Origin of the sequence: Nocardioides sp. (assembly GCF_041393715.1) — a bacterium.
Classification (GTDB): domain Bacteria; phylum Actinomycetota; class Actinomycetes; order Propionibacteriales; family Nocardioidaceae; genus Nocardioides.
This window is the reverse complement of the sequence record NZ_JAWKJQ010000003.1, coordinates 120,828-147,746: the sequence shown is the minus strand read 5'-3', so window position 1 is coordinate 147,746 and position 26,919 is coordinate 120,828. Positions and strand designations below refer to the sequence as shown.

The 26,919-nt window shown below is 71.3% G+C and carries 27 protein-coding genes and 2 pseudogenes; 13 read left to right on the top strand and 16 right to left on the bottom strand.

The features are described from left to right. The first annotated feature begins 20 nt into the window (after positions 1 to 20). Genes R2740_RS06080 through R2740_RS06070 form a run of 3 tightly spaced genes read left to right on the top strand, consistent with a single transcriptional unit; the run spans position 21 to position 3,675 of the window. On the top strand, positions 21 to 887 hold the full coding sequence (locus R2740_RS06080) for a c-type cytochrome (RefSeq protein WP_371301795.1): 867 nt from the start codon (positions 21 to 23) through the stop codon (positions 885 to 887). Next, positions 884 to 1,924: a Rieske 2Fe-2S domain-containing protein gene (locus R2740_RS06075; protein WP_371301794.1), complete on the top strand. Its 1,041-nt coding sequence runs from the start codon at positions 884 to 886 to the stop codon at positions 1,922 to 1,924. Before R2740_RS06080 ends, R2740_RS06075 begins: the two co-directional genes overlap by 4 nt. Beyond that, complete coding sequence (locus R2740_RS06070) at positions 1,921 to 3,675, top strand: cytochrome bc complex cytochrome b subunit (RefSeq protein ID WP_371301793.1); 1,755 nt, start codon at positions 1,921 to 1,923, stop codon at positions 3,673 to 3,675. The genes R2740_RS06075 and R2740_RS06070 overlap by 4 nt, the downstream gene beginning before the upstream one ends. A 91-nt stretch (positions 3,676 to 3,766) precedes the next feature. Here the strand turns inward: R2740_RS06070 and R2740_RS06065 are convergent, their stop codons facing one another. The 6 genes and pseudogenes from R2740_RS06065 to coxB all read right to left on the bottom strand — a co-directional run bounded on the left by R2740_RS06065 (position 3,767) and on the right by coxB (position 9,255). Beyond that, positions 3,767 to 4,291, bottom strand: coding sequence for a hypothetical protein (locus tag R2740_RS06065; protein ID WP_371301994.1), 525 nt, complete (start codon positions 4,289 to 4,291; stop codon positions 3,767 to 3,769). Between the two features lie 267 nt (positions 4,292 to 4,558). After that, positions 4,559 to 4,711, bottom strand: a pseudogene (locus tag R2740_RS06060) (type IV toxin-antitoxin system AbiEi family antitoxin domain-containing protein); the annotation flags it as partial. 148 nt (positions 4,712 to 4,859) lie between these two features. Further along, positions 4,860 to 6,080 carry an Ig-like domain-containing protein gene (locus R2740_RS06055; RefSeq protein WP_371301792.1) on the bottom strand — a complete coding sequence of 407 codons (1,221 nt, stop codon included), beginning with the start codon at positions 6,078 to 6,080 and terminating at the stop codon, positions 4,860 to 4,862. A gap of 147 nt (positions 6,081 to 6,227) precedes the next feature. After that, a complete protein-coding gene (locus tag R2740_RS06050) occupies positions 6,228 to 6,647 on the bottom strand; it encodes a cytochrome c oxidase subunit 4 (protein WP_371301791.1) in 420 nt (139 codons plus the stop codon). Continuing rightward, complete coding sequence (ctaD, locus tag R2740_RS06045) at positions 6,644 to 8,386, bottom strand: cytochrome c oxidase subunit I (RefSeq protein WP_371301790.1); 1,743 nt, start codon at positions 8,384 to 8,386, stop codon at positions 6,644 to 6,646. The genes R2740_RS06050 and ctaD overlap by 4 nt, the downstream gene beginning before the upstream one ends. Continuing rightward, positions 8,383 to 9,255 (bottom strand): cytochrome c oxidase subunit II, encoded by an 873-nt coding sequence (gene coxB, locus R2740_RS06040; RefSeq protein ID WP_371301789.1) that lies wholly within the window; start codon positions 9,253 to 9,255, stop codon positions 8,383 to 8,385. The genes ctaD and coxB overlap by 4 nt, the downstream gene beginning before the upstream one ends. Positions 9,256 to 9,348: 93 nt before the next feature. On the opposite strand from coxB, the gene R2740_RS06035 reads away from it, so the two are divergent. Both R2740_RS06035 and R2740_RS06030 read left to right on the top strand, forming a co-directional pair. Then, positions 9,349 to 10,575, top strand: coding sequence for a cysteine desulfurase family protein (locus tag R2740_RS06035; protein ID WP_371301788.1), 1,227 nt, complete (start codon positions 9,349 to 9,351; stop codon positions 10,573 to 10,575). Continuing rightward, complete coding sequence (locus tag R2740_RS06030; RefSeq protein ID WP_371301787.1) at positions 10,572 to 10,811, top strand: sulfurtransferase TusA family protein; 240 nt, start codon at positions 10,572 to 10,574, stop codon at positions 10,809 to 10,811. The genes R2740_RS06035 and R2740_RS06030 overlap by 4 nt, the downstream gene beginning before the upstream one ends. On the opposite strand, the gene R2740_RS06025 is transcribed toward R2740_RS06030, so the two are convergent. Further along, entirely contained in the window at positions 10,808 to 11,788 is a 981-nt protein-coding gene (locus tag R2740_RS06025) for a carbohydrate kinase family protein (RefSeq protein ID WP_371301786.1), read from the bottom strand. The genes R2740_RS06030 and R2740_RS06025 overlap by 4 nt on opposite strands. Positions 11,789 to 11,852: 64 nt before the next feature. Here R2740_RS06025 and R2740_RS06020 point away from each other — a divergent pair, with 64 nt between their 5' ends. After that, positions 11,853 to 12,092 carry a hypothetical protein gene (locus tag R2740_RS06020; protein WP_371301785.1) on the top strand — a complete coding sequence of 80 codons (240 nt, stop codon included), beginning with the start codon at positions 11,853 to 11,855 and terminating at the stop codon, positions 12,090 to 12,092. A 104-nt stretch (positions 12,093 to 12,196) separates the two neighbouring features. Here R2740_RS06020 and R2740_RS06015 read toward each other — a convergent pair whose 3' ends face one another. Together R2740_RS06015 and R2740_RS06010 are read right to left on the bottom strand one after the other, a co-directional pair. After that, the gene (locus tag R2740_RS06015) at positions 12,197 to 12,559 is read right to left on the bottom strand and encodes a HesB/IscA family protein (protein ID WP_371301784.1); all 363 of its coding nucleotides are present in this window, start codon (positions 12,557 to 12,559) and stop codon (positions 12,197 to 12,199) included. A gap of 134 nt (positions 12,560 to 12,693) precedes the next feature. Then, complete coding sequence (locus R2740_RS06010; RefSeq protein ID WP_371301783.1) at positions 12,694 to 13,785, bottom strand: glycerate kinase; 1,092 nt, start codon at positions 13,783 to 13,785, stop codon at positions 12,694 to 12,696. A gap of 48 nt (positions 13,786 to 13,833) precedes the next feature. Between R2740_RS06010 and R2740_RS06005 the strand changes: the two genes are divergently transcribed. Both R2740_RS06005 and nadA read left to right on the top strand, forming a co-directional pair. Continuing rightward, the gene (locus R2740_RS06005) at positions 13,834 to 14,736 is read left to right on the top strand and encodes a GNAT family N-acetyltransferase (protein WP_371301782.1); all 903 of its coding nucleotides are present in this window, start codon (positions 13,834 to 13,836) and stop codon (positions 14,734 to 14,736) included. A gap of 49 nt (positions 14,737 to 14,785) precedes the next feature. Beyond that, positions 14,786 to 15,958, top strand: coding sequence for a quinolinate synthase NadA (gene nadA / locus R2740_RS06000; RefSeq protein ID WP_371301781.1), 1,173 nt, complete (start codon positions 14,786 to 14,788; stop codon positions 15,956 to 15,958). A gap of 94 nt (positions 15,959 to 16,052) precedes the next feature. Here nadA and R2740_RS05995 read toward each other — a convergent pair whose 3' ends face one another. Genes R2740_RS05995 through R2740_RS05980 form a run of 4 tightly spaced genes read right to left on the bottom strand, consistent with a single transcriptional unit; the run spans position 16,053 to position 18,645 of the window. Beyond that, the gene (locus R2740_RS05995) at positions 16,053 to 16,664 is read right to left on the bottom strand and encodes a hypothetical protein (protein WP_371301780.1); all 612 of its coding nucleotides are present in this window, start codon (positions 16,662 to 16,664) and stop codon (positions 16,053 to 16,055) included. A 4-nt stretch (positions 16,665 to 16,668) separates the two neighbouring features. Continuing rightward, on the bottom strand, positions 16,669 to 17,574 hold the full coding sequence (gene htpX, locus R2740_RS05990; protein WP_371301779.1) for a zinc metalloprotease HtpX: 906 nt from the start codon (positions 17,572 to 17,574) through the stop codon (positions 16,669 to 16,671). Between the two features lie 10 nt (positions 17,575 to 17,584). Continuing rightward, positions 17,585 to 17,863 (bottom strand): hypothetical protein, encoded by a 279-nt coding sequence (locus tag R2740_RS05985; RefSeq protein ID WP_371301778.1) that lies wholly within the window; start codon positions 17,861 to 17,863, stop codon positions 17,585 to 17,587. After that, a complete protein-coding gene (locus R2740_RS05980; RefSeq protein ID WP_371301777.1) occupies positions 17,860 to 18,645 on the bottom strand; it encodes a PspA/IM30 family protein in 786 nt (261 codons plus the stop codon). The genes R2740_RS05985 and R2740_RS05980 overlap by 4 nt, the downstream gene beginning before the upstream one ends. 184 nt (positions 18,646 to 18,829) lie before the next feature. On the opposite strand from R2740_RS05980, the gene R2740_RS05975 reads away from it, so the two are divergent. Together R2740_RS05975 and R2740_RS05970 are read left to right on the top strand one after the other, a co-directional pair. Further along, positions 18,830 to 19,381 (top strand): DUF3043 domain-containing protein, encoded by a 552-nt coding sequence (locus R2740_RS05975; protein WP_371301776.1) that lies wholly within the window; start codon positions 18,830 to 18,832, stop codon positions 19,379 to 19,381. A 35-nt stretch (positions 19,382 to 19,416) separates the two neighbouring features. After that, positions 19,417 to 20,241, top strand: coding sequence for a hypothetical protein (locus R2740_RS05970; protein WP_371301775.1), 825 nt, complete (start codon positions 19,417 to 19,419; stop codon positions 20,239 to 20,241). Here R2740_RS05970 and R2740_RS05965 read toward each other — a convergent pair. Next, positions 20,229 to 21,296 (bottom strand): 2Fe-2S iron-sulfur cluster-binding protein, encoded by a 1,068-nt coding sequence (locus R2740_RS05965; protein ID WP_371301774.1) that lies wholly within the window; start codon positions 21,294 to 21,296, stop codon positions 20,229 to 20,231. The genes R2740_RS05970 and R2740_RS05965 overlap by 13 nt on opposite strands. A 109-nt stretch (positions 21,297 to 21,405) precedes the next feature. Here R2740_RS05965 and R2740_RS05960 point away from each other — a divergent pair, with 109 nt between their 5' ends. Together R2740_RS05960 and R2740_RS05955 are read left to right on the top strand one after the other, a co-directional pair. Next, a complete protein-coding gene (locus R2740_RS05960) occupies positions 21,406 to 22,791 on the top strand; it encodes a GNAT family N-acetyltransferase (RefSeq protein ID WP_371301773.1) in 1,386 nt (461 codons plus the stop codon). After that, positions 22,788 to 23,087: an AzlD domain-containing protein gene (locus R2740_RS05955; protein WP_371301772.1), complete on the top strand. Its 300-nt coding sequence runs from the start codon at positions 22,788 to 22,790 to the stop codon at positions 23,085 to 23,087. The genes R2740_RS05960 and R2740_RS05955 overlap by 4 nt, the downstream gene beginning before the upstream one ends. A gap of 93 nt (positions 23,088 to 23,180) precedes the next feature. Here R2740_RS05955 and R2740_RS05950 read toward each other — a convergent pair. Beyond that, a pseudogene (locus R2740_RS05950) lies at positions 23,181 to 23,414 on the bottom strand (PTS sugar transporter subunit IIA); the annotation flags it as partial. A 2-nt stretch (positions 23,415 to 23,416) separates the two neighbouring features. Then, positions 23,417 to 24,874, bottom strand: coding sequence for a PTS mannitol transporter subunit IICB (locus R2740_RS05945; RefSeq protein WP_371301771.1), 1,458 nt, complete (start codon positions 24,872 to 24,874; stop codon positions 23,417 to 23,419). Between the two features lie 304 nt (positions 24,875 to 25,178). Between R2740_RS05945 and R2740_RS05940 the strand changes: the two genes are divergently transcribed. Further along, positions 25,179 to 26,915, top strand: coding sequence for an alcohol dehydrogenase catalytic domain-containing protein (locus R2740_RS05940; RefSeq protein ID WP_371301770.1), 1,737 nt, complete (start codon positions 25,179 to 25,181; stop codon positions 26,913 to 26,915). Positions 26,916 to 26,919 lie beyond the last annotated feature (4 nt).

Below are 26,919 nucleotides of genomic sequence, written 5' to 3'. Positions count from 1 at the left end.
GAGGACCCGAGAGGACACTCGTGCGACTCCTGAACCTGACCGCTGGACGGGTCTCCCGGCACCGCCGGAGCAAGCTGGCCGGCCTGGTGGTGCTGCTGCTCGGCCTGCTGCTGACCGGCGGCCTCTACTCCCTGCTCGCGCCCGCCTCGGCCGAGCAGACGGTGAGCGCGGACCAGCAGGTGGCCCAGGGACGCGAGCTGTTCCTCGTGGGCTGCTCGTTCTGCCACGGGCAGAACGGTGAGGGCGTGCGCACCACCGAGGGCAACCAGCTCGGCCCCTCGCTCGTCGGTGTCGGCGCCGCCGCGGTCGACTTCCAGGTCAGGACCGGCCGGATGCCGCTGGCGCAGCCCGGCCAGCAGGCACCCCGCAAGCCACCGGTCTACAACGACGACGAGATCGCCGCCCTGGCCGCCTACGTCGCTTCGCTCGGCCCCGGCCCCGCGATCCCCAACGAGTCGGACTACTCCCTGGACGGCATGTCCGAGCAGGAGCGCGAGGAGGCCGTCGTCCGCGGCGGGCAGATCTTCCTCACCAACTGCACCGCCTGCCACAACTTCGCCGGCGCCGGCGGCGCGATGCCCCAGGGCGGCTACGCCCCGTCGCTGCACCAGGCCACCGAGCGCGAGATCTACGAGGCGCTGCTGACCGGTCCCCAGCAGATGCCGTCGTTCTCCAACGGCAGCCTGTCGCCCGACGAGAAGCGCGACGTGATCGCCTACATCATGTCGATCCGCGACACGCCCGAGTACGGCGGCTTCAGCCTCGGCGCGCTCGGCCCGGTGGCCGAGGGCCTGTTCGCCTGGCTCGGCGTCGGCCTGCTCGTCGGCGTCGCCATCTGGATCGCAGCCCATACCACCAGGACGGCCAAGGAGAAGGTGGACGAGTGAGCTCCCACGACGACAACCTGCCGGTCCTGGAGGCCGACCCGATCGCCGACCCCGGGCTGCCCGACCACACGTGGCGCCCCACCGACGTCGACCCCGCCATGGCGCGCCGCGCCGAGCGGCAGGTGGCCTTCTGGTTCACCCTGTCGATGGTCTGCACGGTGCTGTTCTTCGTGTCCTACTTCGCCTTCCAGGTCGGCGACGACCCGTCGACGTTCTTCGGGCTGGGCGCCTCGACCCTCTTCCTGGGCCTGACCCTGGGCGGCGCACTGCTGAGCATCGGCATCGGTGTGATCCAGTGGGCGCGCAAGCTGATGGGCGACCACGAGATCGTCGAGTACCGCCACTCGGCCGCCTCGAGCTCCGAGGACCGCGAGCAGGCGCTGGCCGCGCTCGGCCTCGGCGCCGAGGAGTCGGGCATCGGTCGTCGCCCGCTGATCCGCAACACGCTGCTCGGCGCGATGGGCCTGGTCGGACTGGCCCCGATCATCGCGCTGCGCGACCTCGGCCCGCTGCCCGGCGACGCGCTCGACCACACCATCTGGTCCAAGGGCATGCACGTGGTCCGCGACGTCGTCGGCACCCGGATCCTCGCGTCCGAGCTGATCGTGGGCGACCTGGTCAACGCCCAGCCCGAGGCCCTGTTCACGGGAGGACCCGACGGCGGCCCCATGGAGGGCGTCGAGCTGCAGGTCCAGAAGGCCAAGTCGTCGGTGATCGTCGTCCGGATGGACCCCGACGACATCATCCCGGGCAAGGGCCGCGAGGACTGGTCGGTCGACGGCATCCAGTGCTACTCCAAGATCTGCACCCACGTCGGCTGCCCGATCTCGCTGTGGGAGCGCACCACCGGCAACGTGCTGTGCCCCTGCCACCAGTCGACGTTCGACCTCGGCGACTCCGCCAAGGTCGTCTTCGGCCCCGCGGCCCGGCCACTCCCCCAGCTGCCGTTGGCCGTCGACGACGAGGGCTACCTGATCGCCCAGGACGACTTCGACGAACCCGTCGGACCCAGCTTTTGGGAGCGTGACTCGCAGTGAGCATCGACACGAGCAAGGTCGCCGACAGCAACCGCGACGAGCCGGCCACGCCGGCGAAGCCCAGCAAGGCCGGCGCCGCGGCCAACTGGGCCGACGAGCGCCTCGGGCTCGCCGGCGCGATGAAGAAGCAGATCCGCAAGGTCTTCCCCGACCACTGGTCGTTCATGCTCGGAGAGATCGCACTCTGGAGCTTCGTCATCCTGCTGCTCACCGGCGTGTTCCTCACCCTGTGGTTCAAGCCGAGCATGGGCGAGGTGACCTACGAGGGCTCCTACGCCCAGCTGCGCGGGATCCAGATGTCGGAGGCCTACGCCTCCAGCCTCGACATCTCCTTCGACGTGCGCGCCGGGCTGCTGATGCGGCAGATGCACCACTGGGCCGCCATGCTCTTCGTCGCCTCGATGATGGTCCACATGATGCGCGTCTTCTTCACCGGCGCGTTCCGCAAGCCGCGCGAGCTCAACTGGGTGATCGGCTCGCTGCTGCTGCTGCTGGGCACCCTCGAGGGCTTCACCGGCTACTCCCTCCCCGACGACCTGCTGTCGGGCACCGGCATCCGCGCCGCCGACGGTTTCATGAAGTCGATGCCGGTGGTGGGCACCTACATGTCGTTCTTCCTGTTCGGCGGTGAGTTCCCGGGTGAGTCGATCATCCCGCGCCTCTACGCCGTCCACATCCTGCTCATCCCCGGCCTGCTGCTCGCGCTGGTGACCGCCCACATGCTGCTGCTCGTCTACCACAAGCACACGCAGTGGCCCGGCCCCGGCCGCACCGAGGAGAACGTCGTCGGCTATCCGATGATGCCCGTCTACATGGCCAAGGCCGGCGGCTTCTTCTTCATGGTCTTCGGCGCCACCGCGCTGATGGGCGGTCTGCTCACGATCAACCCGGTCTGGAAGTTCGGGCCCTACGACCCGTCCAAGGTGACCGCCGGATCCCAGCCCGACTGGTACATGGGCTGGCCCGACGGCGCGCTGCGGATCATGCCGGGCTGGGAGACGCACGCCTTCGGTCACACGATCTCCTGGAACGTGATGCTGCCGATCATCGTGCTGCCCGGCCTGATGTTCACGATCCTGCTCCTGCTGCCGTTCATCGAGTCGTGGATCACCCAGGACAAGCGCGAGCACCACCTGCTCCAGCGGCCGCGCAACGCGCCGACCCGGACCGCCGTGATGGTCTCCCTGATGACGTTCTACGGCCTGCTGTGGGCCGCGGGCGGCAACGACCTCCTCGCGACGCACTTCCACCTGAGCATCAACCAGATCACCCACTTCATGCGTGCCGCCGTGTTCATCGGCCCGCTGATCGCGTTCTGGGTGACCCGTCGGTGGTGCATCTCCCTGCAGCGGCACGACAACGAGAAGCTGCTGCACGGCTACGAGACCGGCATCATCATGCGTTCCCCGGAGGGCGGCTACTCCGAGCGCCATCTGCCGATCAAGGAGTCGTCGGCGTACACCCTCACCGCGCGCGACCGCGACCAGGTCTTCACGCCCGAGTCGGAGACCGACGACAACGGCATCGCGGCGCCCGGCTCCCGCAAGGAGCGGCTGCGGGCCCGGCTGTCGCGGCTGATGTACGCCGACAACGTGCAGAAGCCGACCCGCGAGGAGCTCGAGGAGGCGCATCACCACGCCGAGCACGAGCGTGAGCTCGAGGCCGGCCTCGACCACCCCGCCTCCGGCCACGAGTTCGACGGCCACAACCTGCACGAGGTCTCCGACGAACCCCTCCGCCCCCACCACTGACAGTCGACCCGGCAGAAGTTCGGGTTGACCCGGCAGAAGTTCAGCGACAGTGAGGCACGCGGATGGCACGTGGCGCGGTTTCGGGCCGGGTCTACGCGACTCGGCCCGAGCGGGCCAAGGCGAACCCTCGCGTGAGTTGGGCGTAGACGTCCTGCATGGGACCGCGGACGTTCTCGGCGCGCACGACCACGAGCCGCCAACCGTGGACGGTCGTGAGCCAGTCACGACGTGACTCGTCATGCTCCCGGGTCGTCTCGCCATGGAAGTCCGCGCCGTCGTACTCGGCACCGAACAGCAGCTCGGGCAGGCCGACGTCGATGAAGTAGGAGCCGTGCGGGGCGGGCACCTCGATCTGACACTCCGGCCACGGCAGCCCGCAGTCGTGCCAGCGCAACCGCAACAGGCTCTCCTGCGGCGACTGGGCCCGGGCATCAGCCAACGGCGCGAGAGAGCGGAGCTGAACCACGCCTCGATAGCGCTTGAACCGAGTGACCTCATCCAACAGCTCCCCCAGCTCGAAGCCATCGAACCTCATCAGCGCGTCGAGCGCCCCGATCGCCTGGTCGCGATGCAGGAGACGCCCGAGATCGCATGCCGTGCGGAGCGGCGAGGTCACCGCCACTCCCCCGAGCTCGCACACGTCTCGGGCCGCAAGCCTGCGCTCCCCACTCTGCGAGAGCGAGTTGCGGAGCCGCACACCCGGACGCCGTCCGTAGGCAGACACCTTCGGCGGAGCCAGGTGATCACCCGGCGCGAGGATCATCGGGACACCCCACAGCCAACCGGCGGTCCGGTCGGTGACGACGTAGCCGGGTGGCAGGACCAACCGAAGGCACGCCACTCTCAGCTCGAGGCCGTCCTCGAGGTGATGGGGCACGTAGACCCCCCGCATCGGGCGTCTCAATTGCCCCCGGTGCACGAGATCGGCGAGCCGATACCGGTCGAGTCCAGCCTCGAGGGCCGTCGCGGTCGTGAACGGCGTGTCGGAAAGCCCCGCCGGCAGCCCGGCGTACGTCGGGCCAGGGAGACTCTGCATGGCCCCGAGCCTGGGTTACTGCGCCTCGGACCGCCACGGCCCGGCCCCGCCCTGGGGAGATACCGAGCAAAGCCCGGTCTTGTGGAGGACAACCGGCTCCGGTTCCCCGAACTCTTGCCGGGTCAACCCGAACTTCTGCCGGGTCAACCTAGAGGGCGGAGCCCTGCTTGTACTCCTTGAAGGGGACGTTCCAGTCGCCGTAGCCGTTGGTCATCGTCATCCAGCGGTCCGTGCCGGTGTACTCGACCACGTCGCCGCGCTTGGAGATGCCGTAGAGCCAGGCGGCGTTCGAGGTCGACATGCCGGTGCAGCCGTGACTGACGTTGGCATAGCCCTGGGAACCGACCGACCAGGGGGCGGCATGGATGAACTCGCCGGAGTAGGTCAGCCGCATGGCGTACTCGACATCGTCGATGTTGTAGTACTCCGGGTTGCTCTGGGAGATGCCGACGGTCTCGGAGTTCATCCGCTTGGTGCGGAACTTCTCGATGATCACCTTGGTGCCCGAGCGGGTCGTGAAGCCGGCCTTGCCGGTGGTGATGGGGATGGTGCGCAGCACCTTGCCGTTCTGGGTCACGGTCATCTGGTGGGTCTGGGCGTTGACCTTGTAGATGTTGGCGTCACCGACATGGAAGGACACCTGGCGGCTCTCCTGGCCATAGATGCCGCCACCGGCGGGAACGCTGTTGATGTCGACGTCGACCGTGACGTCGGTGCCGGCCTTCCAGTAGCGGGCCGGGCGCCAGTGCGCCTCGTGGTCGCTCAGCCAGTACCACGAGCCCTTCTGGTGCGGGCTGCTCGTCACGGACATGTGCTTCTGGAACGCCGCGTGGTCCTTGACCGCCACGTCGAAGGTGACGATCACCGGCATGCCGACCCCGACGGTCTCGCCCTGCAACGGCGCCACCGAGGGGTAGGTCTGCTGGTCGAGGGTGAGGTCCTGGGTGTGGAACCGCGCCTTGCGGTGTCGCACCTTGCCGTCGGAGCGGACGGCCACGCTGCTCACGACGTAGTCGAGGCCCGGCTCCAGCCGACCGCTCGCCTTCCAGCCGGTCTTGTCGGCGTTCAGCTTGCCGGGGAGCGTCGTGTCGCCGGCCGCGACGGAGACCTTGCGGAGCGTGCCGCCCTCGGCGCTGACCTGGAGCGTGGTGGAGACCGGCACCGCCTTGGTCTTGCGACCCAGGTTGGTGCTCACCCGCACCGGGGCGACGGGCGGGTCGCTCGGCGTGGCTTCGGCCCTGGGGGACCCGCTGCCGATGGCCTCCGGCGTCGCGGTCGTGCCCGAGGCCTGGCAGGCAGCCGTCGTCAGCGCCAGCGCGCAGACGGCAGCCAGCAGGCCGGCGCGAGCGCCGGGCAGGACAGAGGTCACGACGTGGGCTCCCCAGAGACGAGGTCGGTCAGGACGACCACGCCAGCGTAACGAAGGGGCCAAGCCTGACCCAATCGACATCGTGTACGCCGGCCACGGCCGGGCCCCCGCGAGCTGGGAAGGCCCGCAGCGCCCGAACCCGTCGGCTCAGTGGGCGTACTCGCCCCGGTAGTACTCGAAGACGAAGCCGGACAGCGCGACGAACCCGAGGCCGGCGGCGATGATGAACAGCCACCAGGCGGCCATCGCGATGCCGAACACGCCGGCGGCCAGGCACATCGCCACCCACAGCGGCCACCAGGAGTAGGGCGGGAAGAAGCCCAACTCCCCCGCGCCGTCGGCGATCTCACCGTCGGTGCGGTCCTCGGGACGGGCGTCCATCCGGCGCGCGTGGAAGCCGAGGTAGAGGGTGATCATCAGCGCCAGCAGCATCGTCATCGCCAGCGCGACCGTGCCGGTCCAGTCGCCGCTGCCGTCGAAGTAGTGGCTGGTGGCGATCCAGTAGCCGGGCGTGACGACCACGAAGAAGAGCGTCGTGATCGCGAAGATCCAGGTCTCGACCTTCACCGGTCGTCCTCCCCCATCGTCTCGTCCAGGTGCTCGGCGCGGCCGTCCACCTCGGGGGCGTCGGCGAGCGTCTTGACCATGCCCTCGTTGTGCTCGAGCTCCATCGCAGCCACCTCGGGGTGGTGCAGGTCGAAGGCGGGCGACTCCGAGCGGATCCGCGGCAGGGTGTGGAAGTTGTGGCGCGGCGGCGGGCAGCTCGTGGCCCACTCCAGCGACCGGCCCCAGCCCCACGGGTCGTCGGTCTCGACCAGCGGTCCCCTGGACGACTTGTAGACGTTGTAGAAGAAGGGCAGCATCGCGATGGCGAGAGCGAACGAGCCCACCGTCGAGATCTGGTTGAGGGTGGTGAACCCGTCGTCAGGCAGGTAGTCGGCGTAGCGCCGCGGCATGCCCTCCACGCCCAGCCAGTGCTGCACCAGGAACGTGGTGTGGAAGGCCACGAAGAGCAGCCAGAAGTGGATCTTGCCGAGGCGCTCGTCGAGCATCCGGCCGGTCATCTTGGGCCACCAGAAGTAGAAGCCGGCGAACATCGCGAACACCACGGTGCCGAACACCACGTAGTGGAAGTGCGCCACCACGAAGTAGGAGTCGGACACGTGGAAGTCCAGCGGCGGCGAGGCGAGGATGACGCCGGTCAGGCCACCGAAGAGGAAGGTCGTCAGGAAGCCGACGACCCAGAGCATGGGTGTGTCCAGTGACACCGACCCGCCCCACATCGTGCCTATCCAGTTGAAGAACTTCACCCCGGTCGGCACCGCGATCAGGAAGGTCATCCCGGAGAAGAAGTTGAGGTCGACCGCCCCGGTGACGAACATGTGGTGCGCCCACACGGCCATCGACAGCATCGCGATCATCAGCGTGGCGCCCACCAGGCCGACGTAGCCGAAGACCGGCTTGCGCGAGAACACCGGGATGATCTCGGTGACGATGCCGAAGAACGGCAGCGCCAGGATGTAGACCTCCGGATGGCCGAAGAACCAGAACAGGTGCTGCCACAGGATCGGCCCGCCGTGGGAGGTGTCGAACACGTGGGCACCGAACTGCCGGTCGGCCTCGAGGGCGAGCAGTGCCGCGGCCAGGATCGGGAAGACCATCAGCACCAGCAGGCTGGTGACCAGGGTGTTCCAGGTGAAGATCGGCATCCGGAACATGGTCATGCCGGGCGCGCGCATGCAGATGATCGTGGTGATGAAGTTGACCCCACCCAGGATGGTGCCGAGACCACCCAGCCACAGACCCATGATCCACAGGTCGCCGCCGACACCGGGTGAGCGCACCGCGTCGCTGAGCGGCGTGTAGGCGAACCAGCCGAAGGACGCCGCCCCCGACGGGGTCAGGAAGCCGGAGCCGGCGATGATGCCGCCGAACAGGTAGAACCAGTAGCTCAGCATGTTGAGCCGCGGGAACGCGACGTCGGGGGCACCGATCTGGAGCGGCATGATCACGTTGGCGAACCCGAAGAACAGCGGGGTCGCGAAGAGCAGCAGCATGATCGTGCCGTGCATCGTGAAGAGCTCGTTGTAGACCTCGTCGGACACCACCTGGGTGCCAGGGAAGGCCAGCTCGGCGCGCATCAGCAGCGCCATGATGCCCGCCAGGATGAACCACACCATGGCGGTGATGAGGTACATCTTGCCGATCAGCTTGTGGTCGGTGGTCGTCATGATCCGAACGAGCTGCTGGCCGAGAGTCCGACGGGGCTCGATGGTCATCGCGGGGTGGGCCGCGGTCGCGGTCATTCGGTGCCTCCCTCGGTCTCAAGACCCGCTTGTTCGGTGCTGATCTTGTTGCCGGTCACGGGCGTGTCCGAGACGAAGCCCTTGTCGATCTGGTCCTGCAGGTAGGCCTCGTAGTCGGCGCGGCTCACGACCTTGACGTTGAACAGCATCCGCGAGTGGTAGGCACCGCACAGCTCGGCGCACTTGCCGCGGTAGTCGCCGAGCCGGTTGGGCGTCACCTCGAACTGGTTGACCCGCCCGGGGATGACGTCCTTCTTGTAGAGGAACCCGGTGATCCAGAAGGAGTGGATGACGTCGGGCGAGACCAGCTTGAACCGCACGGTCTCGTCGACGGGCAGCACCAGGGTCGGGATGTAGGAGCCGGTGCCGGACTCGTAGACGTTCTTGCCGCCCGCGACCGGCTCGTCGACGTAGTTGAAGGTCCACGACCACTGCTGTCCGACCACCTCGACGGTGTGGTCGGGGGCGTCGCTCAGCGCGTTGAGGTCGGTCTGCAGCCGCACCGTGTGGGTGAAGAACACCAGCACCATGATGACCGGCGCGATGGTGTAGAAGATCTCGAGCGGGAGGTTGTAGCGCGTCTGCACCGGGACCTCGTCCTCGTGGCGGCGGCGGTAGCGCCAGACCGCCCAGAACATCAGGGCCCAGACGACGATGCCGGTGGCCATCGCGGCGATCCAGGAGTTGACCCAGAAGTCCAGGATGCGCGTGCCCTCCTGGGTGCCCGGCTCGGGCATCGCGAGGCGCTTCCACTCGCCCTGCGTCTGGGACGAGCAACCGGTCAGAGTCAGGACCCCGAGCGCGATGCCCAGCGTCAGTGCCAGCCGAGCGCGGGACATGCCCCGGCGCCGGGGGAGCTGCACACCCACGAAGCAGCCTCTCTCTCGTCGTGCACGGATAGCCGAAAGACTAGCCCAACCACTACCGGTCGTAGTGGCTGGGGCACCGGGTAGTTTGCACGTGTGTCGGATCGCCCCTCCCCCGACGACTCCCGCCACGACTCCGCCGGTGACGGGGCCGGTGACGGGGCCGGTGACGGGGCCGGTGACCGGGCCACCGCCACCCGCCCGGTCTATCTCGACTCGGCCTCCGCCGAGCCGCTCCACCCCGCGGCGCGGGACGTGCTGCTCCGCGCGGCGGAGCAGGGGTACGCCGACCCGCGACGGCTGCACGGTCCGGGGCGGGCGGCGCGGCTGCTCCTCGACAACGCCCGCGAGGTCACGGCGCAGGCGCTCGGCGTCCGCGCCGACGAGGTGACCTTCACCGGCTCCGGGACCGAGGCGGTCCACCGCGGGCTGCTCGGGCTGCACCGCGGCCGGGCCCGCAGCGCCGGTGGGTTCCTGGTCGGCGCCGTCGAGCACTCCGCGGTGCGACACGCCACCCGCTGGACCGGCGAGCCGGTGCACGAGCTCCCGGTCACCCGACTCGGCGCGGTGGACCCGTCGGCGGCGGCCGACGTCGTCGCCGAGGCCGGCCCGGTGGCCGTCGCCGCGGTCCAGAGCGCCAACCACGAGGTCGGCACGCTGCAGCCGGTCGCCGCCGTCCTCGACGCGCTGGCCGGGGACACCCCGCTGTTCGTCGACGCCTGCGCCTCGGCCGGGCGGATGCCCCTCCCTGCGGGCTGGTCGGCGGCGGCGGCGTCGGCTCACAAGTGGGGCGGACCCGCCGGGGTCGGCGTACTCCTGGTGCGGAAGGGCTCGGTCTGGCGCAACCCGTTCCCCGGGGACGACCGGGTCGACGAGCGTGCGGCCGGCTTCGAGAACGTCCCGGCGGCGCTGGCCGCGGCCGCCGCCCTGCAGGCGGTGGTGGCCGAGCGCGACGAGGTGTCCGCCCGCCAGCGGGCGATGGTCGAGCGGGTCCGGGCCACCGTGGGCGCGACCGTGCCCGACGTGGAGGTCGTCGGCGACCCCACCGACCGGCTGCCCCACCTGGTGACGTTCTCGTGCCTCTACGTCGACGGCGAGGCGCTGGTCACCGAGCTCGACAGGCGGGGCTTCGGGATCGCCAGCGGTTCGGCCTGCACCGCGTCCACGCTCACCCCGAGCCACGTGCTGGCGGCGATGGGGGTGCTCACCCACGGCAACGTGCGGCTCTCGCTCACGCGGGAGACCACCGACGACGACGTCGACCGCTTCCTGGCCGTGCTGCCCGAGGTCGTCGCCGAGCTCCGAGCGCGGGTCGGGCCATGAGCCCCGAGGTCGCGCTTGAGCTCGACTGCCGTGGCCTGCCCTGCCCGCGCCCGGTCATCGAGCTGGCCCGGGCCATCGGCGGCGTCCCGCTCGGCGCCGCCGTGGCCGTCCTGGCCGACGACGTCGCCGCCCGCACCGACATCCCGGCGTGGTGCCGCATGCGCCGCCAGGAGTACGCCGGCCACGACGCCGCCGCCGACGGCACCCCGCGCTACGTCGTGGTCCGGCGGGTCTAGCGGGCGCCGAGCCGCTCGTCGACCTCGGCCGCGGCGACCGGGCCGTACTGCCGGCCGAGCCGCGCGGTGAAGTCGTCGGCGGTGAAGGAGTACTCCTGGGTGCCGACGGTCTCGACCACGTAGGCCGCCAGCACACAGCCGACCTGGGCGGCCCGTTCGAGTCCGAGGTCCCAGGCCAGGCCGGCGAGGAAGCCGGCCCGGAACGCGTCACCGACGCCGGTGGGCTCGATCGCCTCCACCTCCGCGACCGCCGGGAGCTCGAAGGCCTCGATCCCCCGACCCTGCACGCGCACGCCCTGGGCCCCGAGGGTCGTCACCTGGACACCGACCCGGTCGAGGATGTCGTCGCCCGACCAGCCGGTCTTGGCCTCGATCATGTGCGACTCGTACTCGTTGGAGAAGAGCAGGGCCGCGCCGTCCACGAGCTCGCGGATCAGCGCACCCTCGGAGAACGCCAGCTGCTGGCTCGGGTCGGCGATGAACGGGTAGCCGCGCTGGCGGCACTCCTCGGTGTGCCGACGCATCGCCTCCGGGTCGTCGGCGCCGACCAGCACGTAGTCGGGGGCGCCGACGCGCGCGGCGATCGGTGCGAGCTCGATCAACCGGGCCTCGCTCATCGCACCGGGGTAGAACGACGCGAACTGCGCCATCGAGGCGTCGGTGGTGCACACGAACCGGGCGGTGTGCTGGGACTCGGAGATGTGCACCGAGTCGCAGTCCACGCCGTGCCGCTCCAGCCAGGAGCGGTAGTCGGCGAAGTCCTCACCCGCGGCGCCGACCAGGACCGGACGCAGTCCGAGCCGGCCGAGCCCGAAGCACATGTTGGGCGCCACGCCGCCGCGACGGATCTCCAGATCGTCGACAAGGAACGACACCGACAGCTTGTCGAGCTGGTCGACGACGAGCGAGTCCGAGAACCTGCCCCCGAAGCTCATCAGGTGGTCGGTGGCGATGGAGCCTGCGATCAGCAGCGACATGACGCGGAAGACTACCGGCCGGTAGTGCTGGGGGTACTCGCCAGTAGCCCGTAGCGTCGTGGACATGCCCGACCCCCTGCTCGCGCCCGAGTCCCTCGACGCCTGGCGGCGTACCACCGCGGACTGCCGCGCCGTCGGCCAGAACCTGCGGCTGCCGCCCCTGCAGCGGGCCGCCGAGCGGGCCCTGGCACCCGCGCCGAGCCTGCACTACGCCGACTTCCCACGCGAGGTCGGCAAGCGCGACATCGAGATCAGCGAGGCGGCCGCCCGGCTCGCCGCTGCCCTGCACCTGCACCTGGACTGACCAGGTCACCCGACCTCGAGAAGCACGAGATCCCCGTGCACCGTGGGGCGCCGGGGATCTCGTGGTGTCTGGCCCGCCGATCCAGCGGCGGTCAGCTCAGTGGCTCAGTGGAAGGAGTCGCCGCAGGCGCAGGAGCCGGTGGCGTTGGGGTTGTCGATGGTGAAGCCCTGCTTCTCGATGGTGTCGACGAAGTCGATCAGCGCGCCGTTGAGGTAGGGGACGCTCATCCGGTCGACGACCACGGCGACGCCGTCGAAGTCGGTGACCACGTCGCCGTCGAGGGTGCGCTCGTCGAAGAAGAGCTGGTAGCGAAGTCCGGAGCAGCCACCCGGCTGCACCGAGATCCGCAGCTGCAGGTCGTCACGGCCCTCCTGCGCGAGCAGGCTCCTCACCTTGGCGCCGGCCTCGGCGCTGAGGTTGATCGAGTCGGCACGGCGCTCGTCGGTGGTCTGGACCTGGTCGGTCATGCTCGCTCCTGCGGGGCTCGGGTCGTGGCGACGTACGTGCGGAGGACGGCGCGTGGGACCGCCTCATCGGGTCCAATCGTCCCACATCGGTGGTTATTCCCCGAGCGGGCACGACGCGCGCCGCGCCCGGGGGCCTATCCGCCGCGTGACCAGGTGCGGGCGACCCGCTCGGCCAGGTCCGCCAGCGCGGCGGCGGGGTCGGCGAAGGCCCGCTCCCGGCCGACCAGCTCGACCAGGGAGTACGCCGACTCCATGCCGAGCGCTCGCATCTCCCGAGCGCCCACGAGGACCTCCCCGGCCAGGGCGATGCAGGGTCGCAGCGCCTCACCGGCCACCGCGGCCACGCCGTAGGGGACCTTGCCGGACCGGCTGGAGAAGTCGAAGGAGCCCTCCCCCGTGATCACCAGGTCCGCCCGCCGTGCCCGCTCGGCGAGCCCGACCGCCTCGGCCACCAGGCCGACCCCGGGCTCGCGCGCGGCCCCGAGCGCCAGCAGCGCGAAGCCCAGCCCGCCGGCGGCACCGGCGCCCGGTTCGAGGGAGATCCGCCGGCCGACGGCCTCCGCCAGCGCCTCCAGGGCCGCGTCGACGGCGGGCAGTCGGTCGTCGGTCAGACCCTTCTGCGGCCCGTAGGTCTTGGCGGCCCCGAACAGCCCGGTCAGCGGGTTGTCGACGTCGGTGGCGGCCACCAGGGCGACTCCCCGCAGGCGCTCCCGCGCCGGCGCGAGGTCGACCGTGGTGAGGCCGGCCAGTGGCATCGGCCCGGAGCCCAGGTCGGCGTCGCCGACCGCGCCGAGCGCCGCCAGCAGCCCGGCGCCCCCGTCGGTGGTGCCGGAGCCGCCGAGCCCGACCACGACGGTCGTCGCGCCCGCGTCGACGGCGGCGCCGACCAGGTCACCGACGCCGCGGGAGCCGGCCGTCTCGGGGCGATCGGTGCCGGTCAGCTCCAGGCCGCACGCCTGCGCGCTCTCGACATAGGCGGTCTCGCCCACCAGGAGCACCGTCGCGGGTGTCGGCTCCCCGAACGGACCGGCCACGGTCACCGCCGCCAGCTCCCCGCCGAGGGTCGCGTGCAGCACGTCGACGAAGCCGGGTCCGCCGTCGGCCATCGGTGCCAGGTCCAGGTCGTCGAGGGGCGCGCGTCGCCCCCAGCCCTCGGCGATCGCCCGGGACGCCTCGACGGCCGTCAGGGTGCCCGCGAACTTGTCGGGGGCGATCAGGACCCGCATGCGCCCATCCTGCCGGGGCCCGGGCGGCCGTCGTACGCTCGGGTCGCCATGACGACCGGTTCGCACGACGTCCTCATCCGTCCGATGGCGCCCGAGGACCTCCCCGCCGCCGAGGCGCTCTCGGCGCGGGCCTACTACGAGGTCGACCTGGCCAGCTACCAGCGCGCCTGGCCCGAGCCGGTGCGGCGCTCCCCCGAGCGCGGGTCCGACTGGCAGCGGCGCACCGGCCACCTGCTGGAGACCGACCCCGCCGGCTGCTGGGTCGCCGACCGTGGCGGCGAGGTCGTCGGCATCGCCACCTCACTGGTGCGGGAGCTGATGTGGGTGCTGGCGTCGTACGCCGTGACCCCCGGGCAGCAGGGGTCGGGCATCGGACGGCAGCTGCTCGCCGCGGCCCTGGCGCACGGACGCGGCTGCCTGCGCGGGATGCTCAACGCCTCCCCCGACCCGCGGGCGGCCCGGCTCTACCGGTCGGTCGGGTTCGCCCTGCACCCGCAGATGCTGCTCTGGGGCCACGTCAGCCGCGCCGACCTGCCCGTGGGGATCCGGCACGTCCGCGACGGCGGCCCCGACGACTTCGACCTGATGGACAGCATCGACCGCCGGGTCCGCGGTGCCGCACACGGCCCCGACCACCCGGTGATGGCCGAGCGGTTCCGCCTCCTCGTCTCCGACCGGCCGGCCGGGTCCGGCTACGCCTACGTCGACCCGGCCGGCGGCACGGTGGTGCTGGCCGCCACCCACCGCAAGACCGCGCGGTCCCTGATGTGGGAGGGCCTGGCCGGCTCCGACCCCGAGGTCCCCGTCGAGATCGGTCACGTCACCGCGGCCAACCAGTGGGCCCTGGACGTGGCGCTCGAGGCCCGGCTCGCCGTCTACAACCGGGGCTTCCTGGCCGTACGCCACCTGCGCCCGCCCGCGCCGTACCTCCCGCACCCGACGTTCCTGTGACCCGGACGCCCCCGGGAACGGGCTGCGGCACCGGCATAGGCTTCCGGTCATGGCGATCGACCTCCCTCTGCTGCCCCTCGGCCGTGGCCGTGACCTCGACCCCGAGCGCGGCGTCGAGTGTCCCGGCGACCTGCCGCCCGCGTCCGACCCGTCGCTGGTCGAGCGGGCCCGCGCGGCGAAGGAGGCACTCGGGGAGCGGCTGTTCGTGCTCGGCCACCACTACCAGCGCGACGAGGTGATCCAGTTCGCCGACGTCACCGGCGACTCCTTCAAGCTGGCGCGCGACGCCGCGGCCCGCCCGGAGGCGGAGTACGTCGTGTTCTGCGGCGTCCACTTCATGGCGGAGTCGGCCGACATCCTGACCGCACCGGAGCAGCGGGTGATCCTGCCCGACCTGGCGGCCGGCTGCTCGATGGCCGACATGGCCCGGCTCGCCCAGGTCGAGGACGCCTGGGCCGCGCTGGAGGACGCGGGCGTGGCCGACCTGGTCACCCCGGTGACCTACATGAACTCCAGCGCCGACATCAAGGCGTTCTGCGGCCGCCACGGGGGCGTCGTGTGCACCTCGTCCAACGCCGACGTGGCGCTCGACTGGGCCTTCTCCCAGCACGGCGCCGACACGAAGGTGCTGTTCCTGCCCGACCAGCACCTCGGGCGCAACACCGCGGTGCTCAAGATGGGCTTCTCCCTCGATGACTGCGTGGTCTGGGACCCGCTGCAGCCCGGTGGCGGGCTCACCGCCGAACAGCTGCGCGACGCCCGGATGATCCTCTGGAAGGGCCACTGCTCCGTGCACGGCCGGTTCTCCCCCGACGTCGTCGACGAGCTGCGCGCGAAGGACCCGGAGATCACCATCCTGGTGCACCCCGAGTGCCAGCACGAGGTGGTGCTGAAGGCCGACCTCGTCGGGTCGACGGAGTTCATCATCAAGACCGTCGAGGCGGCGCCGGCGGGGTCGTCGTTCGCGATCGCCACCGAGCTCAACCTGGTGAAGCGGCTGGCCGACCGGCACCCGGACAAGACGATCGCCTTCCTCGACCGCAACGTCTGCTACTGCTCCACGATGAACCGGATCGACCTGCCGCACCTGGTCTGGGCGCTGGAGTCCCTGGTCGCCGGCGTGGTGGTCAACCAGATCACCGTCGACCCCGACACGGAGCGCGATGCCCTGGTGGCCCTGCAGCGGATGCTCGACCTGCCCGGCAAGTCCCACCGCGACTGACCGGCGTACGTCGGCCGGCGCGTCGCGCGACCATGTCGCGCATCTCGCGCGACCATTTCCCGCATCTCGCGCGACCATTTCCCGCACGTCGCGGTCAGAGGCCGGGGGCGCCCCAGACGGCCAGCCACCGGGAGAGGTCGGCCTCCATCGGAAGCTCACCGGAGAGCTGGTCGCGCACCGAGATCTCCAGCAGGTTGTCGCGGGCCTGCGGGGGCTCCGTGGCCGCCGAGGTCCCCGACCCGGAGGACGCGGCCACCGGCGCGAAGGCGTAGAAGGTGCCCTGCTGGTAGAGGTAGACCAGCCCGAAGCGGCGCCCCGACGGGTCGGCGAAGGGCACCATCGTGCACAGCAGCCCACCGGCGAAGCCCTGCTCCACCAGGGTGGTGTTGACGACGTGCAGGTCGGTGCACAGGCCGGCGAGGTCGCCCGGGTCGCGATGGACGACCAGCCAGGTGTAGCCGTAGCCGTCGACGCTCACCTCGACGTCGGGCTTGTCGGGGTCGGCCTGGATCACCGCGATGACGTCGTTCTGGAGCGCGTGGAAGGCGGCGCCGGCGGCCGCCCGGAAGCACACCGACCCACTGCCGGTGGGCAGGAAGCCCATCGCCGCCTGCAGCGACACGGCCGCGGCCGGGACCCCGAACAGCGCGTCGAGGTCGGGTCCCTTCGTCCGCCGCCGACCGGTGACGGCCTCCCACAGGCGCATCCGGTCAGCCCTGGGGACGAGAAAGCTCGGCCTGGATGCGGGCCAGCTGCTCCAGCCGCTGCTCCAGCGAAGGGTGGGTCGCGCTCAGGGTGCGCAGGGTCGCGCCACTGATCGCGGGAGCGATGAAGAAGGCGTTCATGGCGCTGCTGGCCCGCAGGTCGCGCTGCGGGATGGCCGCCATCTCGCCGGTGATCTTCTGCAGCGCGGAGGCCAGCGCCTGGGGATTCATCGTGAGGTAGGCGCCCGAGCGGTCGGCGCACAGCTCGCGGTAGCGCGAGAGCATCCGGGTCAGGAGGAAGCTGACGGCGTAGACGGTCAGGCTCACCGCCAGCACCAGCAGATAGGCAGGCACCCCGTTGCTGTTGCGCGACCGACCGAGGCCGGCGAACTGCGCACCGCGGGTCAGCATGCCGGCGACGATGCCCGCCGAGGAGGCGATGGTCATCACCAGCACGTCGCGATGGGCGACATGCGACAGCTCGTGCGCGAGCACTCCCTCGAGCTCCTCGGCGGTGAGCTTGCCGAGGATGCCGGTGGTCACGCAGACGACCGCCCGCTCGGGCGAGCGGCCGGTGGCGAACGCGTTGGGCAGGTCGAGGTCGGCGATGCCGACCCGGGGCTTGGGCATGTCGGCCATCGCGCAGAGCCGGTCGACCATCGCGTGCAGCTCGGGCGCCTGCTCGGGGGTGACCTCGCGGGCGCGCATCGCCCGCATCGCCACGGTGTCGCTGTTCCACCACTGGAAGAAGGCGATGCCGATGCCGACCAACCCGATGATCGGGGTGTACTCCACGGGCATCAGGAACATCAGCGTGACGAAGAACGCCACGAACACCCCGCCGAGCAGCAGCATGACCGAGGTCATCCGCAGGGTCAGACCGGAGTCGTTCAGGAAACGGGAACGGGCCATCGGATGCCGCTCAGCCGGGGATCAGGCCGTCGTCGGCGAGCATCGCCCGGACCTCCTCCAGGGACGCGTCGGCCGGGGGCAGGATCGCGTCGGACTCGTCGAGGGAGTCCACCTGGTGGGTGGTGCCGACGGAGCGTACGGCGTCGAGCAGCGCCCCGAGCGCGGCCTCGAACGCCGCCTCGTCACCGCTCCCGATCGCCGACTCGACCGCGCCGTCGTGCTCGTTGAGAGCGGACAGCGCGTCGTCGGGGACGTCGAACTGCCCCTCGCCGAGGATCCGGACGATCACGACGACTCACCCTGCTCCACGGCCTCGGGAGTCGTCTCCTCGGCCAGGATGTCGCCGCTCGGAGGCGCCTCGATCGCCTCGGGCCGGCTGGCGCCCTTGAGGGCCGCGAGCTCGGCCTCGACGTCTGCCTGGGAGCTCATCGCCTCGAGCTCGCGGGCGATGTCGTCACCACGCGAGAGCGAGCTCACGTCGTCGAGCGCACCCGAGGCGATCAGCTCGTCGATCGCGCCCGCCCGGGCCTGCATCTGGGCGGTCTTGTCCTCGGCGCGCTGGATGGCCAGGCCCACGTCGCCCATCTCCTCGCCGATGCCGGAGACCGCCTCGTTGATGCGGGTCTGCGCCTCGGCGGCGGTGTAGGTCGCCTTGATCGTCTCCTTGCGGGTGCGGAAGGACTCGACCTTGGCCGCCAGCCGCTGCTGGGCCAGGGTGAGCTTCTCCTCCTCCCCCTGGAGCTGGGTCAGCTGTCCCTGGAGGTCGGCGATCTGCGTCGTCAGGCCGGACTTGCGGGTCAGCGCCTCACGGGCGAGGTCCTCGCGGTTCATCTCCAGCGCCTTCTGCGCCTGCTCGGTGAGCTTCGCGGACTGCTGCTCCAGCTGGCTCACCTGGATCTCGACGCGCTTGCGGCTGGTGGCGACGTCGGCGACGCCGCGGCGTACCTTCGCGAGCAGCTCGGTCTGACGCTGGTAGCTGTAGTCGAGCGTCTCGCGCGGGTCCTCTGCCCGGTCCAGGGCCTTGTGGGCCTTGGTCTTGAAGAGCATCGTGATGCGCTGCCACAGGCTCATGGGGGCGGTGTCCCTCCCGTTTCTGGGGTCCCTCGGCGGGGACCTCGTGCCCTCCACCCTAGTTTCAATCGCCAAGCGCGGCGAGCACTCCCCCGTCGGCACGTCGGCCGGCGCTCGGTGCGCGCGCCGGCCGCCGTCGAACCCACCGGTAGGGTGAGAACCCCGTGCCACCCGACCGAAAGCCGTGCCCGTGTTCCGCCGTCGCAAGCCCGAGTCCGAGTCGACCGAGCAGCTCCCGCCCAAGCCGGACGGCAAGGGCCGGCCGACGCCGACCCGCAAGGAGGCCGAGGCCGCGGCTCGCGCCCGCGCCAAGGCGGCTCCCAAGTCGAGACGCGAGCTCGCCATGCAGGAGCGCGAGCGGCGGGTGCTGTCCCGCGACGCCGGACCCGCGAAGGCGCTGGTCCGCGACCTCGTCGACCAGCGGATCATGCTCATGGAGGTGCTGATCCCGGTGCTGCTGGTCTCGCTCGTCGCCAGCTGGGTCGGCCAGGGCAAGCAGATCGCCTGGGTGATCGCCACCGCCAGCCTGATCTTCTACGCCGTCTTCCTGACGATGATCATCGAGACCGTGATGCTGCGGCTCCGGATCCGCCGCGAGATGGCCCAGCGGCTGCCCGGACAGCCGACCCGCGGGCTGCTGTTCTACGCGTTCAACCGGTCGATGCTGATGCGGTTCCTGCGCAGCCCCAAGCCCGCCGTCAAGGTGGGCGAGCCGCTGCAGGACCACTACCGCTGAGCGCCGTGGCCGGCGTCGTGGCGGGCTGAGCGCTCGTGGTCCTGGGGCTGCTGGCCGGGCTGGGCGCCGCCGCACTGTTCGGCACGGCGGCGGTGCTGCAGGCGCACGCCGTGCGCCAGCTGCCGCACGGGACCCGCCGACTGGGCGCCTTCGTCGGCGCCGCCGTCCGGCACCCGCTCATCCTGGTGGTGGTGGCCGCCTACCTCGGGGGGTTCGTGCTGCACGCGGTGGCGATCTGGCTGCTCCCCCTCTATCTCGCGCAGGCGAGCATCGCGCTGTCGCTCCCCATCTCCGCGATCGCCGCACGACGGGTCGCCGAGCACGTGACGGCGCGCCAGGTGGCCGCGGTGGCAGCCGTGGTGCTCGGCCTGTTCCTGCTCGCCGGCGGCGCCGGTGCCGCGGGCGAGGTGCGGGTCTCCCCCGCCTTCGTCGCCGTCCTGTACGCCGGCATCGCCGGGCTGCTGATGGCGGCGGCGCTCGGCCAGGATCCGCCCGGCGAGTGGTTCGGGGCGCTCTCCGGACTGGCCTACGCCGGCTCGGCGCTGGCCGTGCGCGGCGTCACCTGGCCGGCCAGCTGGCCGGTGGTGCTGGCCGCCGTGGCGGTGTCGGCCTTCGGGCTGCTCGGCTTCTGGCTCTACTCCACCGGGCTGGCCCGCGGCAGCGTGAGTGCGGTGACCGCGCCGATGATCGTCGGCCAGACCGCGGTCCCGGGACTGCTCGGCGTCCTGGTGCTCGGCGACGGCGTGCGCGCCGGCTGGTGGCCGGCCGTGGTCGCCGGACTGGCGCTGGCGACCGCCGGCGCGGCGCTGGTCGGCCCGCCCCAGCCGGCGCCGCCGGCGCGCGCCCCTCAGCCGTCGTAGTCCAGGACCACCCGCGCGGAGGTGGGGTGGGCCTGGCAGGTGAGGACGTGGCCCCGGGCGACGTCGTCGGGCTCGAGCGCCCAGCTGGCGTCCATGCTCACCGTGCCCTCGACCAGCCGGGCCCGGCAGGTGCCGCAGACCCCGCCCTGGCAGGCGAAGGGCAGGTCGGGACGGACCCGGAGGGCCGCCGAGAGGATCGACTCCCCGTCGGCCGCGACGGCGAAGACCGACTCGCGCCCGTCGAGACGGATGGTGACGCCGGCGTCGCCGACCAGCCGAGTGCCTCCCACCGGGACCGGACGGGGCGTGGGGTCGGCATGGAACAGCTCGCCGTGAACCCGCTCGGCGGGCACCCCGGCCTGCAGGAGGGCGTCGCGCAGGTCGAGCACCATCTGCTGGGGTCCGCAGAGGAACCAGGCGTCGACACCGTCGGCCGGGACCCAGGCGTCCAGGACCGCCGGGAGACGCTCGCCGTCGAGCCGACCGGACAGCAGCTCGTGGTCCGCCGGCTCGCGGGACAGCACGTGCAGCAGGCGGAACCGGTCGGGGAAGCGTCGCTCGAGGTCGGCCAGCTCGGCGGCGAACATCGCCGAGCGACGGGTGCGGTTGGCGTAGAGGAGCGTGACCGACGAGTGCGGCTCCTCCTCCAGCAGCGTGGTGATGATCGACAGCACCGGCGTGATCCCCGAGCCGGCCGCGATCGCGGCGTACCGCCGGCGCGCTCCGCGGTCGGGCACCACGGTGAACCGGCCGGTCGGCCGCATCACCTGCAGGGTGTCGCCGACCGCCAGACCGGGCAGGACTCCCTCGGAGAAGGTGCCGCCCGCCAGCCTCTTCACCCCGATCCGGAGCACCCCCGAGCGCGGCGTCGAGGCGAGCGAGTAGAGCCGCCGCGCCTCGTCGGGACCGAGGATCGCCACGTGCTGGCCGGCCGTGAAGGCGTACTCCTCCCGGAGCTCCTCGGGCACCTCCAGGGTCAGCGCCACCGCGTCGTCGGTGAGCTCGTCGATGGCCACGACCCGCAGCGCGTGGAAGGCGGACGTGCGGGCGCTCACCCGGCCCAGCCTGTCTCAGCGGCCGAAGCCCGCCGGCGGCCGGCCCGCCGTGGACCGCAGCGCGCCGCCGGTGCGGGGTTCGCGACCCGGTGGTGTCAGGATCGGGTCCATGAGCAGCAGCACCGGACCCTCGGCCGACCTCTCGGTCCGCGTCGGCTGGGCCGACGACGCCGGCCCGCTGGCGGCGGTCCAGCTGCGTGCCTGGGGAGAGCGGTATGCCGGCCTGCTGCCGCCCTCCGCCCTGCCCGACCCGGCCGACGACGCGACGGTCGCCGCGGCGGCCGCTCGGTGGCAGCAGTCGCTGCAGCGCCCGGGTGACGCCCGCAACCGGGTGCTGGTGGCGCTCGACCGGCAGCGAGTGGTGGGCCTGGCGGTCACCCAGCCGGCGACGGACCCCGACGCCGACCCGGTGGCCGACGCCGAGCTGACCGAGCTCGCGGTGGACCCCGGCGAGCGGCGCCGCGGCCACGGGTCACGGCTTCTGCAAGCCGCCGTCGACACGCTGCTCGCCGACCGGTTCCGCCGGGCGGTCTGCTGGCTGGCGGCCGGCGACGACGACACCCGACACTTCCTCACGGGAGCCGGCTGGTCCCCGACGGGGCGCACCGCACCCTCGACCTCACCGGCGACGGCTCGGTCACGGTCAAGCAGGTGCGGCTGCACACCGCGTTGTCCTGAGCCGGGGCCGACCCGCCCACCGCACGGCGCTAGGGTCGCCCGCGTGCCCGAGGAAGCCGCCGGCGCGCAGCCGCCCGACCACCCGCCCTGGCCCCAGGAGCGCGCCAGGATCGTGCGCGACAGCCTGGGCGTGGGGGTGGCCACCGGGGCCTATGGCATCTCCTTCGGCGCGGTCGGCGTCGCCGCGGGGCTGACCGTCGCCCAGACCTGCGCGCTCTCGCTGCTGATGTTCACCGGGGCCTCCCAGTTCGCGCTCGCCGGCGTCGTCGCCGCCGGGGGCTCACCGCTGTCCGCGGCGACGACGGCGCTGCTGCTCGGCACCCGCAACACGCTCTACGGGCTGCGGATGGCACCCCTGCTCGACTGGACCGGCTGGCGGCGGGTGGCGGCCGCACACATCCTGATCGACGAGTCCACCGCGATGGGCGTCACCCGGGACAGCCGCCGCGCCGCGCGGGTGGGCTTCCTCACCACCGGTGTCTCGATCCTCGTGCTCTGGAACACCGCCACCCTGATCGGCGCGCTGGCCGGCGCGGCGATGGGCGACCCGCGGACCTATGGCCTCGACGCGGCCGTCGGCGCGGCCTTCCTGGCCCTGCTGTGGCCCCGGCTGCAGGACCCGGCCAACCGGGTGGTCGCGGTCGCGGCCGCCGCGGTGGCCCTCGGGCTGGTGCCGCTCACCGCGGCCGGCGTACCCGTGCTCGCCGCCGGCGGGGTGGCGCTGCTGGCCGGCGTCCTCTCCCGGCGGCCGGACCCGACCGAGATCCCGGGCGAGGTCCCGGGCGAGCGGACGGAGCCCGAGGAGGAGGGCCGATGACCTGGACCGTGCTGCTGGTCGCGGCCGCGGGTTGCTACCTGCTGAAGCTGGCCGGCCTGGCCGTCCCCGCACGGCTGCTGGAGCACCCCGTCGTGGAGCGGGTGGCGGACCGGATCCCGGTCGCGCTGCTCGCGGCGCTGGTCGCCGTGCAGGTCTTCGCCGACGGAAGCCGGTTGGTGCTCGACGCCCGGCTGGCCGCCCTGGGGTTCGCCGTGGTGGCCCTGGTGCTGCGGGCGCCGTTCCTGGTGGTGGTCTTCGGCGCCGCGCTGGTCGCGGCCCTGCTGCGCCTGGCCTGACGCCCGCACCACCGCGCGGCCCGACGACACCGCACCGGCGATCCCGAGGACGAACTTGACCGGGTTGCCGTTCCAGTCGATGCCGTCGTCGTAGCGCACGAAGCTCAGCCCCGTCCGCACGATCGACCCCTTGGCCTCGTTCGTCCCGTGCGGGATCGCCAACAGGTTGCCCATGTAGGTCGACACGGAGGTCTCACGCTCGTGCATCGCGTCGACGTACACCGGCTCCACTGCGCCCGCCGCGACCAGCAGCTGGCCGGCCTCGGAGATGGCGTCGTCGCGTGTCGACGCCGTCCCCTGCAGGCGGATGGACTCCTCACTGAGCACGGTCACGAGGCGCCTCCGTGGGAGTCACGGACGATCTCCACGATCTCGTCGTAGCGAGGGCTCCCGAGGAAGTTCTCCACCGAGACGTGGATCGCCGAGGGCGACTTGAGCCGGGCCCGGTCGGTCAGGTCCTGGTGGGTGACCACGAGGTCCTGGTCGTCGGACAGGTTCGCGATGGCCTTGTTGACCACGGTGACGCTGGTGAAGCCGGCGTCGTGGACCTTCTTGCGGAGCACGGAGGCACCCATGGCGGAGGAGCCCATGCCCGCGTCGCAGGCGAACACGATCGACTCGACCGGGCGGGTGGCCACCGCGGTGGCCGTGCCGCCGCCGGTCAGCGCCGAGGCGACCGAGGACTGCTTGCCCTTCAGGGCCTCCATGTCGGCGGTGGCCGCCGCCAGGTCGCCCTCGTCGTCGCCCTTCTCCAGACGCAGCATCAGCGAGGCGATGAGGAACGAGACGAGCGCCGCTCCGAAGACACCCAGCGTGACCCCGAAGTAGTCACCCTTGGCGGTCTGCGTGTAGACCGCGATGATCGACCCCGGCGCCGCGGGCGCGCGCAGGCCCACCCCGAAGGCGACGTTGATGGCCACACCGGTCATGCCGGCGGCGATCATCGCGACCAGCAGCTTGGGCTTCATCAGCACGTAGGGGAAGTAGATCTCGTGGATGCCGCCGAAGAAGTGGATGATGATCGCGCCGGGCGCCGTGGCCTTGGCCACACCGCGACCGAACAGGGCGAACGCCACCAGCAGACCCAGGCCGGGACCGGGGTTGGCCTCCAGCAGGAACAGGACCGACTTGCCCTTCTCCGATGCCTCGCTCAGGCCGAGCGGCGTGAGCACGCCGTGGTTGATGGCGTTGTTGAGGAACATCACCTTCGCCGGCTCGATCACGATCGAGGTGAGCGGCAGCAGGTCGTGGTTGACGAGGTACTCCACCATGTTGCTCAGCACGTCCATCACCGCGTTGACCAGCCGCGCGACGGCGTAGAAGCCGAAGATCGACATCACGAAGGCCGTGATGCCGGCGGAGAACATGTTGACCAGCATCTCGAAGCCGTGCCGGATCTTGCCCTCCCAGAGGGCGTCGAGCCGCTTCATCACCTCGGCGGACAGCGGGCCGAGGATCATCGCACCGATGAACATGTGCACCTGGCCGAGCGCCGAGAAGTCGGCCTCGGCGTTGCCGGCGGCCAGCCACTCGGCGAGGGCGTCGGCGTTGAAGTTCGCGATCAGCAGGTCGGAGCCCGCGATGGCACCCATCGTGGCGAACGCGCCGACCACGGCGCCCCGGTCGCCATAGACCATCTTGCCGCCGGTGACGGCGATCAGGATCGGCAGCAGGTAGTGGATCGCCGGCCCGACCATCGTGGTGAGGTCGTCGTTGGGCGTCCATCCCACGGGGATGAACAGGGCGGTGAAGAAGCCCCACGCGATCAGGGCAGGGATGTTCGGCATGATCATGTTCGACAAGAACGTGCCGAACCTCTGGATGTGAACCCGTGCGCCGGTGCCGGCGGACGGGGTCGACGTGGCTGTCGCCATGCTGGTCCTTTCTCAGTCGGCCGCGTCTCGGGACGCCGCCAGGTGGACACCCAGAGGCGTGGCCCCGTTCATGACGGTGATGGGGCTCACACCAATCTGTGAATACCTTCATATCGGCCCCCGTTTGCCTTCGTCAACCCTCTGAAGCAAACTACTTCCAACAAATCAGGCACGTTCGGTAGTGTCGTCCGCATCCCGATCCACCTGCGGAGGAACCATGACATCGACGTACGACCGGTACCGCGCGGCCGATCTCGACGTGCCGGACCAGAGCTGGGCCTGGAACCTGTACGGCGCGGGCGAGGACAACATGGGCAAGGGCGACGGTCCCGAGCTGCTGCCCGTTCCCACCCCCGCCGCCGACCAGATGCTGGTGCGCATCGACAGCGTGGGGCTCTGCTTCTCCGACGTGAAGATCATGCGTCAGGGCGGCAGCCACCCGAAGCTCTACCACCGTGACCTGGCCACGGACCCCACCCGCCTGGGACACGAGGTCAGCCTGACGGTCATCGACGTCGGAGAGGACCTCCAGGACCGCTACCACGCCGGCCAGCGGCTGGCGGTGCAGCCCGACATCTACCAGGAGGGCAAGAGCACGGCCTACGGCTACACCATTCCCGGCGGGCTCATCCAGTACCACCTGATGGGCTCGGAGATGCTCGACACCGACGACGGCGCCTGCCTGCTGCCCCTCCCCGACACCATGGGGTACGCCGAGGCCTCGACGCTCGAGCCCTGGGGCTGCGTGATGGCGGCCTACACCCAACGACGCCGGCTGGAGCCCAAGACCGGCGGGACGATGTGGGTCATCGGCCGCCCCGGGGACGAGCGTGACTACCTGTTCTCCGCCGGCCTGGACGCGCCCGCCACGATCGTGATGACCGACGTGCCGGCCTCGGTGGAGAAGCTCCTCGAGCAGACCTCGGCCGAGAAGGTCGTGCGCAACGGTCTCGGCACCGACAACTTCCAGTCCCTGGTCGACGAGCTGACCGACGGCGCCGGGTTCGACGACATCGTCATGCTCGATCCCCGCTCCGCGGCCACCGTCGGGGCCGTGGCCAAGCACATCGCGCGGCGGGGCACCCTCAACCTGGTCGGCGAGACCGCGCTGGACGGCCTGGTGGACACCGACGTGGGCCGCCTGCACTACGACTACACGGCCTATCTCGGCGGCCGAGGCCCGGACATCGCCGCGTCGTACGGCGAGGCGCGCAACCGCTGCGACCTGCGCCCGCGCGGCACCACCGTGTTCGTGGGCGCCGGTGGCCCGATGGGGCTGATGCACGTCCAGAGGGCCATCCAGCAGCCCGACGGCCCCCGCACGATCGTCGCCACGGAGGTGAGCGACGAACGCCTCAAGAGCCTCGAGGACCGGCTGGCCCACCTGGCGGAGAGCAACGACTGCGAGCTGGTCACCTTCAACTCCCAGACCGTGGACCAGTCGCTCCACGACTTCGTCATGGGGATCACCGACAACCGCGGGGCCGACGACGTGGTCGTCAGCGTCCCCATCTCCGCCGTGATGGCCGAGGCCGACACGGTGATGAACCCCGACGGCATGCTGGTCTTCTTCGCCGGTGTGCCCAACGGCACCTTCGCGCCGCTGAACCTGAGCGCGGTCTACCTGGACAACGCGCAGTACACCGGGACGTCCGGGCTGACCATCCACGACCAGCAGCTGGTGGTCGACCTGGCCAACCGGGGCGAGCTCTCACCCGGGTCCATCGTGGGCGCGGTCGGAGGCATGCGGGCGGCCAAGGACGGTCTCCAGGCGCTGATCGACGGCAGCTACTCCGGCAAGGTCCTGATCTTCCCCCAGATCCACGACCTCCCCCTGATGGGCCTCGACGAGCTGAAGGAGAGGCTGCCCGACGTCGCCGCGAAGCTCGGACCGGGCGACACGTGGAACGACGAGGCGGAGAAGGCGCTCTTCGACAGCCAGCTCAGCGTCTAACACC